The following is a 13852-nucleotide window of genomic DNA, read 5'->3' as shown; positions in this document are numbered from 1 at the left end:
TGTTTTCAACCGAAGAACGCTTCTCTGGAGAATCTTTCTTTTAGTTCACCCATATTGTCGCCCCCGAATTTTTCTAAAATTGCGTCAGCCAACACTGGTGCTACTATGTTTTCCGCGACCACTGCGGCTGCCGGTACGGCACAAAAGTCGGAACGCTCCCTTCTTGCCTGGACGGCTTTCATCTTTGAAAGATCTATGCTTCGGAGCGGTTTCATGAGAGTCGAGATCGGTTTCATGGCAGCTCGGATCCATAACGGCTGACCGTTCGTTACGCCTCCTTCCAGTCCGCCTGCACGGTTTGTGGGCCTGACAATTCGTTTCCCTTTGAGCAAGATCTCATCGTGAACCTCAGAGCCGAATTTTGTCGCATTCCTGAATCCTTCGCCAATCTCAACACCTTTTATCGCATGTATGGACATCACCGCCTGCGCGAGCCGCCCGTCAAGCTTCCTGTCGAATTCAACGTAGCTCCCAAGTCCGATGGGCAATCCCGTGATATATACTTCGACAATTCCGCCGAGAGTGTCACCCGACTTTTTCGCGCGCTTGATCTGCTGTACCATCTTATCAGAAATATTATCGTCGAGGCATCTTACTTCGGATTTATCCGCCTCGTTGGAAATCTCCTCGGCACCGTTTTTCCTGGCGAGCATCTTCAGCAGGATGGGATCGAGAGCCTCTCTGCTTTTGTAACCTGCGGTACCTATGGAAAACACGTGGCTGCCGATTTTGATTTCGAGGTCGTCTAGAAGTTTTCTCGCGACCGCACTGAGCGCAACTCGCATGGCAGTCTCGCGGGCACTAGCGCGCTCGATCACGTTCCGGATGTCATCGAATGCATACTTGTACTTTCCCACAAAATCCGCATGACCCGGCCGCGCGATAACAACTCTTTCTATTTCTTTCTCTATGGATTCGACCGCCATTTTCTCTCCCCAGTTTTCGAAGTCGCGGTTCCAGATAACGAGAGAGATCGGGGAACCGACGGTCTTGCCTTGCCGGACTCCGGTCAGGATTTCAACCTTGTCGGTCTCTATTTTCATCCTGGCGCCGCGGCCGTAACCCTGCTGACGACGGTAAAGCTGGCGGTTGATGTATTCGGCGGCGAGCTCCACATTTGATGGAACACCCTCTATTATTCCGACGAGCGCCCTGCCGTGTGATTCACCTGCGGTAAGAAGTCTTAACATGTCGGATTAAATATAAGAAAAATTGCGGCGGAGTGAAAACTAAAAAGCCCACGCCTTGAGTCGTGGGCTTTTTTCTGTTGAAAATATTTACCTGAATTACTCGCCTATTTCCACAGCTACGAACCTTGAGACGAAGCTGTTCCCCTGTCTTGTGAGCACTCTCAGCATCACCGCATCCCCGCTCTTTTTATTTTTCAAAACGCTTGTGAATTCCCCGGGTGATTTGATTTTCTGGTGATCCACTTCCGTGATGATGTCGCCTTGCAGTAGTGTCCTATCCGCTGCAGGTCCGTTCGGAGCAACGCTTGCGACCAGAATTCCAGATTCGGCATTCGCCTGCCTCTTTGTGCCCTCGTCGAGAGGTTGCACGGATATTCCAAGCTTGGCAACGTTTATCTGCCCGGTTTCGTTCGGGTTTTCTTCTTCCTCATCCTGATCGACGTTCTGATCGGCGCTTGCCAGGTTTTGTTCGGGCAACTCACTTAAGGTGACCTTCTTCTCTCCTGCTCCACCGTCTCTGAAAACCTTCACCGAGACCATGTCGCCCGGTTTATGTTCTGCGATTATTATCTGAACTTCGTTTGCGGCATTAACGTCTTTCCCGTCGACGGAGAGGATGACGTCGCCTGCCTTGATACCGGCTTTCTCCGCCGGCGTCCCCGGGTAAACGTCCTGGACCAATACTCCGGACGGTTTTGACATTCCAAGAGCATGTGCGTCGGTTTCATCGAGATCGGATTTCATTGCGATACCAAGCCATGGTCTTCTCACCTTCCCGTACGCGATCAGGTCCTCAGCCATCTTCTTCACCAGGTTTATCGGGATCGCAAAGCCGTATCCCTGATTGTAACCGGTTCTCGTTGCGATGGCGGCGTTGATTCCGATAACTTCACCGTGGATATTTACGAGGGCACCGCCGCTGTTGCCGGGGTTGATCGCAGCATCCGTCTGGATGAAGTTGCTGATACCGTATTTTTCCCGCGATGTGGCGACGTCGATATTTCTGCCGAGTGCGCTCACAATGCCCGCAGTTACTGTCGAGGTTAGACCGAGCGGATTTCCGATAGCAAGAACCCACTCCCCAACTTCAATGCTGTCAGAATTTCCGAGCGCCGCAATCGGAAGACTGTTCGCATCTATTTTGATTACCGCGACGTCCGTGGTTGGGTCTTTTCCAACGACTCTTCCGCTAAATTCCCGGTTGTCATGAAGCGTAATCTTGATTCCGTTTTTCTCCGCGTCGTCGACGACGTGATTGTTTGTTATGATGTACCCATCCGAAGTTACGATGACTCCCGATCCCATTCCTTGTTCGGGCTCAGGCTCGGGAAAATTGAATTGAAAGTTATGAAAGAACGGTATGCTGCTTTTCGGTTTCGTGGTGACGGTAACGCTGACGACGGTCGGAGTCACGGCCTTTGATACAGCAACAAATGCCCGCTGTGTCGACATCAAATTCATATCGGTGTTAACGAGGGGAGGAGCGCCGCCGAGTTTTATCTTCTCGGATTGAAAGCTTAAGCTTGTGCCCACGCCGTTGAAACTCATCACGAGAAACGCGCCGAACACGATTCCGACGGCGACAAGCAATGCCGCTCCGATTATTGTTCTCCGCCGCATAATTAGTTCCTCCAAATCATTTTAGTGCAGACAGGAATTTAAGAGACTTTATATCCTTCAGGCTGTCCGAGTGCTTTCTTAAGTAAACAAAAATAAAATTTGAAAGTTCATGTCGAACTGCCGGTTCAATTTTCGACTTCGCAGCTGCTTCTGAGTTTAGACGGGCGAAACTGCGCAAGATTAGAAATCCCGGGCTTGATATCAGGAAAGTGCCGTTGACTTTCGAGGAACACTCCTCACACAGAGGCCCGCCTTTTTCTATAACGTAATTAATTTTCGTTTGTTTCTCAATGCGGATAGGTTTACGGCATATCAGGCAATTTTCGAAATTCGGCGCGAAGCCAAGCTCAATTGCAAGATGAAGGCCGAAATGTATGAAAACATTCAATGCACGCTGCGGGGACGCAACATCTGGCATCTCCAGCGTGTCGAGTTCGGCCAGCGAATCCACCAAAAGTCCGAAAAGTTGTTCGTTCTCCTCTTCGTCATGCATGACAAGATTTACGATCTCGATTAGCGACATCGCGACAGAAAGTTTCTCGACGCTCGCCGTCAACGACTTGAAGTACTTAACGAAGTCGCTGGACGAGACGTACTGAAGCTGGCGGCTCTCGCGGTGGTAGAAGACTATCTGGAGGTAGTTGAGCGGTTGAAACAGGGAGCCGAACTTGCTCTTGGGGTTGCGAACGCCTTTTGCGATCGCGCTCATCTTTCCGTAACGCTTCGTATAAAACGTCACGATCTTGCTCGTATCGCGGTAGTTTACCGCTCTAAGTACGATGGCTTCAGTTTTTTCGATTGACACGACTTAATTTAACAAAAAGTAAAAGGGAGACAAAGGGTCATTCACCGGCTTAAGGGATCTTTTTTGAATTTGTCGATATGAAGTTCATCAAGCGCTCCCATGGAGAGACTGGGGGTCTGCCATGATGCCTTCTCTCCACGAATAATAGGCCAATCGTCCGTTCCTTACAATCGAGTCCAGCAACACGCTCGGCCACGCATCAGAGTGCTTAGCCGAACGCGCGACAATTACTTTACTTCTATCCCTGCTTTTTGCAGAATTTCGTATAACTCCCTGAGGTCTTTTAGGTCAAAGACTTTCATATTGACGTATATCTTTTGCTCATTCCATTCCGACTCGAGCACGAGTCTTATGAGGGGGCGGAAAGAATGACGTCGTTCGCTGTAGTTATCGCCTCTTGATTCGGTTCTCGCGGTCTTGACGCCGTCAACTCTGACGGTCTTCGTCCCCAAAAGACTTCTTTAGGTAATGATGCCATGTTCAACTGGCAAACTCACTCAAAACAGCGAAAGTAAGACGACGATCCAAGCAGCGACTATCATGATGCGCGATTCAAATATCCCTTTGTCGATATTCCTGAATATCATGGTTGCTATTCTAATAATCGGAAGCAACGTCCAAGTCCAAAACAGCATGATATATGAACTCTTGGAAGAACGAATCGTCATACTTTCACCCAATGATGCCAGCACAATCTCATAAGATTTCCAGATGTGGTCCGGCAGCTGTCGTTACGTCCAAAGCCGAGCTAAGGAGATACCATTGCCTTTCCAATATTCTCCTCGAACGGATTCCTGATGATTCCCTTTTCCGTCACGAACGCACTTATATTTTCCCTGGGAGTAACATCGAACGCCGGCGCGTAAACGGAAACGCCCTCCGGTGCCGAGCGGCAGCTTTGAAAACTAGTAACCTCGTCGGCGCTTCGCTCCTCAATCGGAATGTCATGACCGGATTTTGCAGTCAAGTCGAAACTTGAGCTGGGCGCGGCAATGTAAAATGGAACCTTGTTTTCTTTGCAGAGCACGGAAAGATTATAGGTACCTATCTTGTTTGCGGTGTCGCCATTCGCTGCGATCCTGTCCGCGCCGACGGCGACGAGATCAACTCTAAATCTCTTCATAGCAATTCCGGAGGCTCCGTCAACGATCAATTTAAATTTTATTCCTAATTTCTGAAGCTCATAGGCGGTCAGCCGAGCGCCTTGAAGAAGCGGCCTCGTCTCGTCGGCAAGAACGAGAATATCCTTGCCCGCTTCATGCGCGGCCCGGATGATTCCGAGCGCCGTACCATAACCACCGGTGGCAAGTCCGCCGGTATGACAATGTGTGAGAATCGTGGCTTTTTCGGGAACAAGCTCGAGCCCGAATTGACCGATCTTTTTGCACGCTTCGATTTCTTCGTTCAGAATTTTGTTTGACTCGTTTAGAAAGATCTCAGCGATATTTCCCGATAAACTTATTTTCTTCAGTCGAACGAGAATATTTTTCAAATTGACAGCCGTCGGCCGTGTCTTTTGAATTTCGCTCAAGGCCTGGTCCAGCCGGGAATCAATTTTATCTTTCGACTTCAATTCAAATGCGGCAAGCGTGGCTGCATACGCGGCCGCTATTCCTATAGCAGGTGCTCCGCGAATGCGGAGCGACTTTATCCACTCACAGACCTCTCTGTAATTTTTTGACGAGATGAATTTTTCTTTGTGCGGGAGGAGTGTCTGGTCGATGATCACGACATTTCCTTTGTCCCATCTTATGGGGTCGGGGAGTTGTCTCATTCTTGAAGTATCTGGTTGTGGATCACTCATCGAATCTCGACAGTTCTATGAAATCCCGGTAGCGCCTGTGAATATCCATATCCGATAAATTCTTCAATGCTTCCGTGCCGAACTTTCCTACACCGAACGACGCCATTACACTTCCGTAAACAGTTGCTTTCCTTAGGTTGTGATCGGATAAGTCTTCCGTGCGAGCGAGGTGTCCGATAAATCCTCCCGCAAATGTATCTCCCGCCCCCGTAGGATCGTAAATGAATTCGAGCGGGAAAGCCGGAGCAGCGAAAACCGATTCGCTTGTAAACAACAGCGCTCCATGCTCACCTTTCTTGATAATTACGATCGGCGGCCCGAGTTTCGTTATTTTCTTTGCTGCTTTGACGAGGTTTGGTTCCGAGACGAGCAGTCTCGCCTCGGAGTCGTTCACAATCAAGACATCGACTCTCTTTAATGTTTCCATCAACTCTTTGTTTTTTCCCTTTATCCAGAAATTCATCGTATCGCAGACGATAAGCTCTGGCCTTTGTTCCATTGAATCGATTACTCGAAGCTGCAGAACAGGATCAATGTTGCCCAGGATGAGGTACTTGCTTTTCCGATACGATTCTGGGAGAACCGGATTGAATTTTTCAAAAACGTTCAGCTGGGTATCTATAGTGTCGCGCTCGTTCAGATCGTAATGATACCGGCCGCTCCAAAAAAATGTTTTTCCTCCTTCAACAACCTGAATGCCGGCAAGATCTATTCCGCGGGATTCAAGAAACTTGAGTTCCGAATCCGGGAAGTCCGAGCCGACAACCCCAACAAGTCTGATCGGAGCGGTGAAATAGGACGCCGCCGCCGAAATATAGACGGCACTTCCCCCGGCCACGCGGTCGGCGCGTCCGAAAGGTGTTTCGATGGTGTCGAGCGCAATCGACCCAACGACAAGTAGACTCATAGTTTCTCCGTTGTGAATGAATCGCGAAACTCAATTTAATAAGGAGACGTAGAAGTTCAAAGATTTGTCTTGGCTTGTGGTAATCGCCCGGCGAAAAATCCTCGGAAAAAATTCAAACCGCTTGAAGACTCGAGATGCTCATATTTCTATATCCTTTGCGACGCCTATCACGGTTAATTCAAAACAATATGGGGTAGTTATTTCAGGAAAAGTTTTATTCCAACAAGGAATGCGAATGACTGTGCAATCAGCAAAACTCCGACGAGTCTAAAATTTACTCTTGTGTCCTTTGAGAGAATGCCGCTTGCAACCTGTACCATCATGGGGGTGAAGCCCAGCAAAATCAGAATGTCAATCGAACTGAAGATGCCGAGCAAAACTATCACTGCAATCAAGATAATATGATAAGCAATTACCATAGTTAATGATTTTCGCGCGCCATTCAGCCATTTTCCGTTTGAGCGCAGGAATTCAATTCTCGCCTTTACGTAGAAAACGCTGCTCCCGAAAAACAGGAAATTCAAGATAAAAAGCCAGACTGCCATAACGTCGACGCGGCCTGTGACTGTGTAGTAGGCAGCAGGAGCGGACAGAGTTAGCGCCGCTAATACCGTCAGTTCATTGATAAAACTCCGTTGCGCTTTATGGAGGAACGTCCTCACGCTGAAGGCAAACAAAGATAATTCAATTCCCCAAAACAGGATCAACCACGGTAGTCTGTACACCTCCACGAGAAGAATGGCCAGAAAAATCGCCAGCGGGACGATTATTAATAGAAACTTCTTCAACTCGGGACGGCGCATATCTTTTGTTAAGGCCGCGATCGGACGGTGAGCTATGTAGAAAAGAGCGAAACAGGTGAACAGAAGCACGAAGCTCGCCGAAAGGTGCGTGACAAGTGCCGCCGAGAGCATCGGTACGATCCACATTGCCCATGTGCCATGTTCGCGCGGTAAGAGATCGTTCAGTTTCATCACAGGATAAATCCTCTTGTGGCAAACTTAATTTTCAATATATCTGTTTGCGCCACGGTTAAATTCTTTTCGGCTTCCGCGAATACGGTTGCCTCTTCGCTGAAGAAGTGACTTTTGAGATCGGTACTCAGGCTCAAGATCACGCGGTGCAAGTTTGCCCAATCGTCGATTGAGTTTGACGATACAATGATATCCGCTCTGTCAAGCATGGAGAGATGTTCCTTCTTTAAATTCGATAATATGAAGTCCTCCATTCTTGGAATTAGCGGAAAGAGAAAACGTTCCTCAGCTTCCTGATGAGCTTCGAGCAACTTGAGAGCCAGATTTAACTTGTCACAAAACTCTCTCGTGTTTCCGTTAAGGGAACGTGCCACGATACTGGGTAGCTTGTCAAATCTTTCTTCGAGTTTCTTATGCTCCCATTTTAGGATTGCAATTGGATGTGAGGGACGAAGATCAGAATCCATGATTTGTCACATCAATGTTCTTGGAAAGGCGGATATACTCGCTGTTTGAAATATTGTTCTGCCAGAGTCCGAACAATATGGCAATGCCGATGGTCCTGAAATAAGCTGCGAGCAGTGAAGTGGCGTATTGTTTCTGGGACAACCCGCTGGAGTTCGGGGCAAGCGCCGCCTTGAGAGTGCATTTGATCGGGCAGACTTCGCAGGAGCCCCTTGTCGGCGAGCTTCCTAATTCTTGTTCCGTCTTGCGGCTTCACCACATTGACCGGTCCATCTTCCGCAGGTTTACGATGGGCACACGATATTTCGGATGATTTTATCCTATATACACTCATAAAAAATTAGCCGACCTTTAGTTTGGATCGAAGCTGCTTGCTTTCGGTGATTTCCCTGGAGAAATCTGCGATCGTTTTATTCGCGAGCATTTGGTAGACGCGATCTCGAAGAGGTCCCCATTCCGGGTGCATCGGACAGGGATTTTTGCTTGAACATTCCGGAAAACCAAGCACACAAGAGGTCAGAAAATCGGTCCCATCTATGGCTTCGACAACATGGAAGAGCGCAATTTCGTCGGGATGCTTTGCAAGTTTGAATCCACCGTTCGGTCCCTTCAGTGAGGAGAGCACTTTTCCTTTCACGAGAAGCTGAAGCGTCTTGCCCAGAAATGGCATCGGAATTCCCAGCTTTTCACTGATCTCGTTTATGTTTGTATATTTTACGTTCGGCTGTGCCGACATGTAAAGCACAGCTTGAAGGGCATATTCGCATTGCCTGCTAAATATTAACGACATATATCAGACATTTCTATCCGAAATTTAATGCTTATGAAATGATAAGTCAAGTCGGGTGTTGAAGGGTGCTGTTTTCCAAAATCAGGCAACGGAGGATTTCACCATTTGAAAGATGACGTTGTTCCGAAGACGAGAAGTGATATCAATCAATTGGAATTCTTGAGCGAATTTGCTAAAATTAGAATAACAAGAAAAATCGGAAAAACAGGAAATGCTCCTTGAAAAAATAGCCGTAGCTAGACCCTTTGGTGTGGGGCAAGCTGCACAGGTTTGCCGGGTAACTACACGCACCATAAATAACTGGATCAGGGCGGGTAAGTTGAAGGCGTATGCAACCCCGGGCGGGCATTTCAGAATATGGCCCTCTGATCTTAAAAAATTTCTGAAAGCACACAATATGGACATCACTTTTGATTTCAGAGGGGAGCGACCGAAGAGAGTACTTATCGTGGACGACGATGAAGCTTATGCAGAAATGGTTAGAGAAGTGCTTCACGATAAGCTACCCAACTGTGAGATAGCGATAACACAGGATGGTTACGACGGGCTCATAATGTTAGGAGAACTCAAGCCCGACCTTGTTGTTCTGGATCTGATGATGCCGGGAATCGACGGGTTCAAGGTTCTCGATCTGATTGCAGACCGGAAATCAAGTTACGATTTGAAAGTCCTTATCCTCTCCGGTAATCTTACCATGCAGTCAATCGAACGGCTCAAGAGGTCGAGGGCAGACCGGTGGCTGGCTAAGCCAATTTCGTCCGCAGAACTAGTTCATTCTGTCCTCGATCTTCTGTCCGGTGAAGAGCTCGGTGGTAAGGGAATATCATGATGCCATTCAAGGTGCATGTCCCGTCTGGGGGATCTCTCATGGCTTTTGGGACCATCATGTTCCGTGACGTTAAGTCGCTTTTGGATTTCAATGTTCATTACTACCTGTACTACGTAATTGGCGTTCTGGTTGCGATCATCATTCTTCTAACCGTCCTCAATTATCTGCTGCGGTCAAAGATAACCAGGTTGTCGTCCAGACTTCGTGGCCCGATATCAAAGCACGCTTCGAGTATTGAGAATTCTTTGGATAGATCAACTGAAAATAAGAAATCGGTCTCGGGCAGCGTTAAAACAGGTTCTGATAATTCATCCTTGGTTCACGAGAAGGGGATAGAAACTTTGGCTAAGTTGGCGTCTTCTCTTTCGCATGACCTGAACAACATCGTAGGGAACATAATGGGCTATGCTTCACTCCTGAAGAAGAAGCTTCAACCAGACTCGAAAGAATTTCATTATGCGGAAATAATTGAAAATTCATCCAAGCAAATGGCGGAACTGGTCAAACACGTCCTCGGCTTTTCACACCTGGATACCAAATCTGTTGAGGTGGTCGACCTGGGACAATTTGTAGAAAATGTCACTAGGGATTTCGAAGTCCTCCGAAAGGGCAAATACGATGTTAGGGTGTCCATGGCATCACGGCAGATTCCGGTAAAGATAAGTACTTTGCAGTTCAAGCAAGTTATCGTTGCAATTATGGACAACGCCGCAGACTCTATGGAAACCGGAGGGACAATTAAGTGTTCGATCGGCTTGCCGGAAAATTCGAGTGACTGTTTCATAGAAATTGAAGACCATGGTACGGGGATGGACGCGGAAATCAGACGAAAAATCTTTGAGCCATTTTTCACCACCAAACCCGAGAAAAAATACACGGGGTTAAGTTTAAGCCAGGTTTACGTTATAGTGAAACAGCACGGCGGCACCATTGCGGTTGATTCTGCGCCTGGCGTTGGAACGAAGTTCAAGATATATCTCCCCGTTTGCACAGAGGAAATTGTCCGCACGTCAAAGGAAAAAATTCCTGAGACTCTCGAGTTGAAAGAACTCAAAATATTGATCGTCGACGACGAGGAAAATGTCCGTCAGCTTGGATTCGATATCCTTACAGAACATGGATTCAAAGTCATCACGGCAAACGATGGCCAAGACGCGCTGGAGAAATTGAGAGAGAACCCGGATATTCAACTCGCAATCTTGGATATGATTATGCCAGTGATGACAGGCAAAGAAGCATGCGTAGAAATAAAGAAGATGAAAAACGCACCGAAAGTTTTGATATGCACGGGGTTCAGTGAGCTTTCCGATCTCAAAACAATTCTGGGAACATATGCTGAAGGTTTGTTGCAGAAACCATACAGCACTGGAGAGCTGGTTGCCGCCGTAGAAAACATCTTGAAAAGCTCTGCGTTTTGACAAAAAGTTGCAATTCAAGAGGATACCCCCACTTAAACTAAATTCTAGCCCCCCTTTGATTTTGAGGAAGAAAAACCCTTAAAACACCAAACAAAATTTGAGCTAAAGTCAATTCTTGAGCTTAAATGCTTGACTTTGCTGAGTTGCAAAGATAACTTAAACGCCGATTCTCATTGATGAAGGGAATTACTTGACAATGTTCTTATTGACATGAGTGCCAGTTGTTTGGAAGCGTCGGAGACTTGAACGGAATCTGGCTGATGGCTAAAATTTCAATGCAAGAGGAGGAGTGATATATATGGGATATACGGATGTTTTCGTTTCTGAAGATACAAAGGCTCAATCCAAATGGGGGGGGCTGACCGTTCAGCGTCGTTTCACGAAGGAGGGGCTGCATCCATTCGATGAAATTCGCTGGGAGAATCGAACGGCATCGATCTCGAACGAAAAGGGCGAAACCATATTTCAGCAGGAGAACGTTGAGGTTCCGGATTTCTGGAGCATGACCGCGGCAAATGTAGTGGTTTCAAAATATTTTCACGGACAACTCGGGACCCCTGAAAGGGAAACCAGCGTAAAGCAGCTTGTAGATCGTGTTGCGAAAACGTTCACGAAGTGGGGAATCAAAGGTGGATACTTTGCATCTAAGGAAGATGCCTCGATATTTTACGATGAACTCACATACCTTCTTGTCAACCAATATGTTTCCTTCAACAGCCCCGTTTGGTTTAACGTGGGTATTGAAGAAAAGCCGCAATGCTCAGCATGCTTCATCAACTCAGTGAAAGATACCATGGAGTCGATTCTCGATCTCGCAAAAACCGAAGGCATGTTGTTCAAATGGGGGAGCGGTACAGGAACGAACTTTTCAACTCTTCGATCATCTAAAGAAAAGCTTTCGGGTGGTGGTACAGCATCCGGCCCTGTTTCATTTCTGCGAGGATTCGATTCGTTTGCAGGAGTAATTAAGTCGGGCGGAAAAACACGCCGCGCCGCCAAGATGGTTATCTTAAATGCGGATCATCCCGATATACTTGAATTCATCAGGAGCAAATCTGATGAAGAGAAAAAAGCTTGGACATTAATCGAGGCAGGCTACGACCCGGGTTTTAATGTGCAAGGCGGGGCTTATGACTCAGTCCAATTTCAAAATGCGAATCACAGCGTCCGCGCAAGCGATGATTTTATGCGCGCAGTGCTGGAAGATAAAGAGTGGGTGACTAAGAATGTTCGAGATGGCAAGCCTGCCGGTACGTACAAGGCTCGCCACATGATGCATGAAATCGCGGATGCAGCATGGATCAGCGGTGACCCGGGAATGCAATTCCATACTACCGTGAATAACTGGCATACGTCTCCGAACACATCGCCGATCAACGCATCGAACCCATGCAGCGAGTATATGTTCCTTGACGACAGCGCGTGCAATCTTGCCTCGCTCAACCTGATGAAATTCAGAAATGCAGATGGTTCATTCGATGTCGATTCGTTCATGCATGCCGTTGAGATCGTAATAACCGCTCAGGAGATCATAGTCGGCAACGCAAGCTATCCGACGAAGGCAATTGAGAAGAACAGCGTTGCCTTCCGTCCGCTTGGAATTGGATACGCGAACCTGGGCGCACTTCTCATGTCGCTCGGACTCCCTTATGACAGTGAAGAGGGGAGAACCTACGCCGGAGCAATCACCGCTCTGATGACAGGCGAAGGGTACAGACAGAGCGCTCTGATCGCGAAGACGATTGGTTCATTCGACGGTTATGAAGTCAACCGTGAGCCGATGCTTGGAGTGATAAGGAAGCACCGTGCTCACGTCGACAAGGTTAATTCGGAGCTGATGCCCAAGTATCTTGTTGAGTCTGCGAGAAAAGTGTGGGATGATGCGCTGACAATCGGAAAAGAATACGGCTATAGAAACTCACAAATTTCTGTACTTGCTCCCACTGGTACGATCGGGTTCATGATGGATTGCGATACGACCGGTGTCGAGCCTGATATCGCGCTTGTAAAATACAAGAAACTCGTTGGCGGCGGCTATCTTAAGATCGTCAACAACACCGTTCCACTCGCATTAAAGACTCTCGGTTATTCCGAAAGACAAATCGATGAAATTATCAAATACATAGATGCGAACGAGACCATTGAAGGTGCTCCGCATTTGAAGGATAATCATCTGCCTGTCTTCGACTGTGCATTCAAGGCAATCAACGGAACTCGCTCAATTCATTACATGGGCCATATAAAGATGATGTCGGCAGTCCAGCCGTTCATATCGGGAGCAATTTCAAAGACGGTCAACCTCCCGGCCGACGCGACCGTTGAAGATATAGAGCAGGCGTACATCGAAGCCTGGAAATTGGGATTGAAAGCGATCGCGGTCTATAGAGACGGCTCGAAGAGAACCCAGCCGCTGAGCACAAAGAAAGACGAGGGAAACGCCACCCATGCGGAAAAGGAAGCGCCAAGGGTTTCCAGACACAGGCTTCCCGACGAGCGAAAAGCGATCACGCACAAGTTCAGCATCAGTGGACATGAGGGTTATATCACTGTCGGACTTTACGAAGATGGTGCACCCGGTGAAATTTTTATCACGATGTCCAAGGAAGGCTCGACCATCAGCGGATTGATGGACGGGTTTGCCACCGCAATTTCTCTCGCTCTTCAATACGGCGTGCCGCTGAAAGTCCTGGTCGATAAGTTCAGCCACATGAGATTCGAGCCTTCCGGTTTCACCAACAGCAAAGAAGTGCCGATCGCAAAGTCGGTTCTCGATTATATATTCAGGTGGATGGGTTTGAAATTCCTTCCACGCGAAGACCAGCCGGCGTCGGTAATCATGGACTCAATTTCGGGCGAATCGAAAACCGATCAGAAAACTCAGTTTAACATCTCTCTCGAGCAAACCGAGAAGAAGGTGTTTAAAGAGCAGTCGGATGCGCCGCCGTGCCATGAATGTGGATCGATCATGATTAGAAATGGAGCATGCTATAAATGCCTGAACTGCGGATCGACGAGTGGATGCTCCTGAGATAAGTTCCGGAAATCACAAC

Annotated in this window: 13 protein-coding genes; 4 read left to right on the top strand and 9 right to left on the bottom strand. The window is 47.8% G+C overall.

Going from position 1 to position 13852, the window contains the following annotated elements; all coding sequences use genetic code 11:
• Window positions 1-5: 5 nt before the first annotated feature.
• The 8 genes from aroC to VLX91_14665 all read right to left on the bottom strand — a co-directional run bounded on the left by aroC (window position 6) and on the right by VLX91_14665 (window position 7767).
• Window positions 6-1190, bottom strand: a complete 1185-nt coding sequence (aroC, locus tag VLX91_14700) for a chorismate synthase (GenBank protein ID HUI31456.1) — start codon at window positions 1188-1190, stop codon at window positions 6-8.
• Window positions 1191-1286: 96 nt separating this feature from the next.
• Entirely contained in the window at window positions 1287-2810 is a 1524-nt protein-coding gene (locus VLX91_14695) for a Do family serine endopeptidase (GenBank protein HUI31455.1), read from the bottom strand.
• Window positions 2811-2826: 16 nt separating this feature from the next.
• Complete coding sequence (gene recO / locus VLX91_14690; GenBank protein ID HUI31454.1) at window positions 2827-3615, bottom strand: DNA repair protein RecO; 789 nt, start codon at window positions 3613-3615, stop codon at window positions 2827-2829.
• 227 nt (window positions 3616-3842) lie between these two features.
• On the bottom strand, window positions 3843-4067 hold the full coding sequence (locus VLX91_14685) for a hypothetical protein (GenBank protein HUI31453.1): 225 nt from the start codon (window positions 4065-4067) through the stop codon (window positions 3843-3845).
• A 296-nt stretch (window positions 4068-4363) separates the two neighbouring features.
• Window positions 4364-5419 (bottom strand): S-methyl-5-thioribose-1-phosphate isomerase, encoded by a 1056-nt coding sequence (gene mtnA / locus VLX91_14680; GenBank protein HUI31452.1) that lies wholly within the window; start codon window positions 5417-5419, stop codon window positions 4364-4366.
• The gene (locus VLX91_14675; protein ID HUI31451.1) at window positions 5412-6326 is read right to left on the bottom strand and encodes a PfkB family carbohydrate kinase; all 915 of its coding nucleotides are present in this window, start codon (window positions 6324-6326) and stop codon (window positions 5412-5414) included. The genes mtnA and VLX91_14675 overlap by 8 nt, the downstream gene beginning before the upstream one ends.
• 197 nt (window positions 6327-6523) lie before the next feature.
• Window positions 6524-7300 carry a YwiC-like family protein gene (locus VLX91_14670; GenBank protein ID HUI31450.1) on the bottom strand — a complete coding sequence of 259 codons (777 nt, stop codon included), beginning with the start codon at window positions 7298-7300 and terminating at the stop codon, window positions 6524-6526.
• Complete coding sequence (locus VLX91_14665; GenBank protein ID HUI31449.1) at window positions 7300-7767, bottom strand: hemerythrin domain-containing protein; 468 nt, start codon at window positions 7765-7767, stop codon at window positions 7300-7302. Before VLX91_14665 ends, VLX91_14670 begins: the two co-directional genes overlap by 1 nt.
• A gap of 119 nt (window positions 7768-7886) precedes the next feature.
• Here VLX91_14665 and VLX91_14660 point away from each other — a divergent pair, with 119 nt between their 5' ends.
• Window positions 7887-8078, top strand: a complete 192-nt coding sequence (locus tag VLX91_14660) for a hypothetical protein (protein HUI31448.1) — start codon at window positions 7887-7889, stop codon at window positions 8076-8078.
• Between the two features lie 27 nt (window positions 8079-8105).
• Here VLX91_14660 and VLX91_14655 read toward each other — a convergent pair whose 3' ends face one another.
• Window positions 8106-8555 carry an Rrf2 family transcriptional regulator gene (locus VLX91_14655; GenBank protein HUI31447.1) on the bottom strand — a complete coding sequence of 150 codons (450 nt, stop codon included), beginning with the start codon at window positions 8553-8555 and terminating at the stop codon, window positions 8106-8108.
• Window positions 8556-8766: 211 nt separating this feature from the next.
• Here VLX91_14655 and VLX91_14650 point away from each other — a divergent pair, with 211 nt between their 5' ends.
• The 3 genes from VLX91_14650 to VLX91_14640 all read left to right on the top strand — a co-directional run bounded on the left by VLX91_14650 (window position 8767) and on the right by VLX91_14640 (window position 13830).
• Window positions 8767-9384 (top strand): response regulator, encoded by a 618-nt coding sequence (locus VLX91_14650; protein HUI31446.1) that lies wholly within the window; start codon window positions 8767-8769, stop codon window positions 9382-9384.
• A gap of 38 nt (window positions 9385-9422) precedes the next feature.
• On the top strand, window positions 9423-10802 hold the full coding sequence (locus VLX91_14645; GenBank protein HUI31445.1) for a response regulator: 1380 nt from the start codon (window positions 9423-9425) through the stop codon (window positions 10800-10802).
• A gap of 298 nt (window positions 10803-11100) precedes the next feature.
• Entirely contained in the window at window positions 11101-13830 is a 2730-nt protein-coding gene (locus VLX91_14640; protein HUI31444.1) for a vitamin B12-dependent ribonucleotide reductase, read from the top strand.
• Window positions 13831-13852: the final 22 nt, after the last annotated feature.

It is taken from the genome of Candidatus Acidiferrales bacterium, from assembly GCA_035515795.1.
GTDB lineage: Bacteria > Bacteroidota > Ignavibacteria > Kryptoniales > JAKASW01 > JAKASW01.
The sequence above is the reverse complement of the archived record's forward strand: the minus strand, read 5'-3'. Positions and strand labels throughout refer to the sequence as shown.

Coding starts and splice junctions, on each gene's coding strand:
- VLX91_14675 (HUI31451.1), bottom strand. CDS start 6,326: ATGAGTCTACTTGTCGTTGGGTCGATTGCGCTCGACACCATCGAAACA.
- VLX91_14655 (HUI31447.1), bottom strand. CDS start 8,555: ATGTCGTTAATATTTAGCAGGCAATGCGAATATGCCCTTCAAGCTGTG.
- VLX91_14695 (HUI31455.1), bottom strand. CDS start 2,810: ATGCGGCGGAGAACAATAATCGGAGCGGCATTGCTTGTCGCCGTCGGA.
- VLX91_14670 (HUI31450.1), bottom strand. CDS start 7,300: ATGAAACTGAACGATCTCTTACCGCGCGAACATGGCACATGGGCAATG.
- VLX91_14645 (HUI31445.1), top strand. CDS start 9,423: ATGGCTTTTGGGACCATCATGTTCCGTGACGTTAAGTCGCTTTTGGAT.
- mtnA (HUI31452.1), bottom strand. CDS start 5,419: ATGAGTGATCCACAACCAGATACTTCAAGAATGAGACAACTCCCCGAC.
- VLX91_14640 (HUI31444.1), top strand. CDS start 11,101: ATGGGATATACGGATGTTTTCGTTTCTGAAGATACAAAGGCTCAATCC.
- VLX91_14650 (HUI31446.1), top strand. CDS start 8,767: ATGCTCCTTGAAAAAATAGCCGTAGCTAGACCCTTTGGTGTGGGGCAA.
- VLX91_14665 (HUI31449.1), bottom strand. CDS start 7,767: ATGGATTCTGATCTTCGTCCCTCACATCCAATTGCAATCCTAAAATGG.
- aroC (HUI31456.1), bottom strand. CDS start 1,190: ATGTTAAGACTTCTTACCGCAGGTGAATCACACGGCAGGGCGCTCGTC.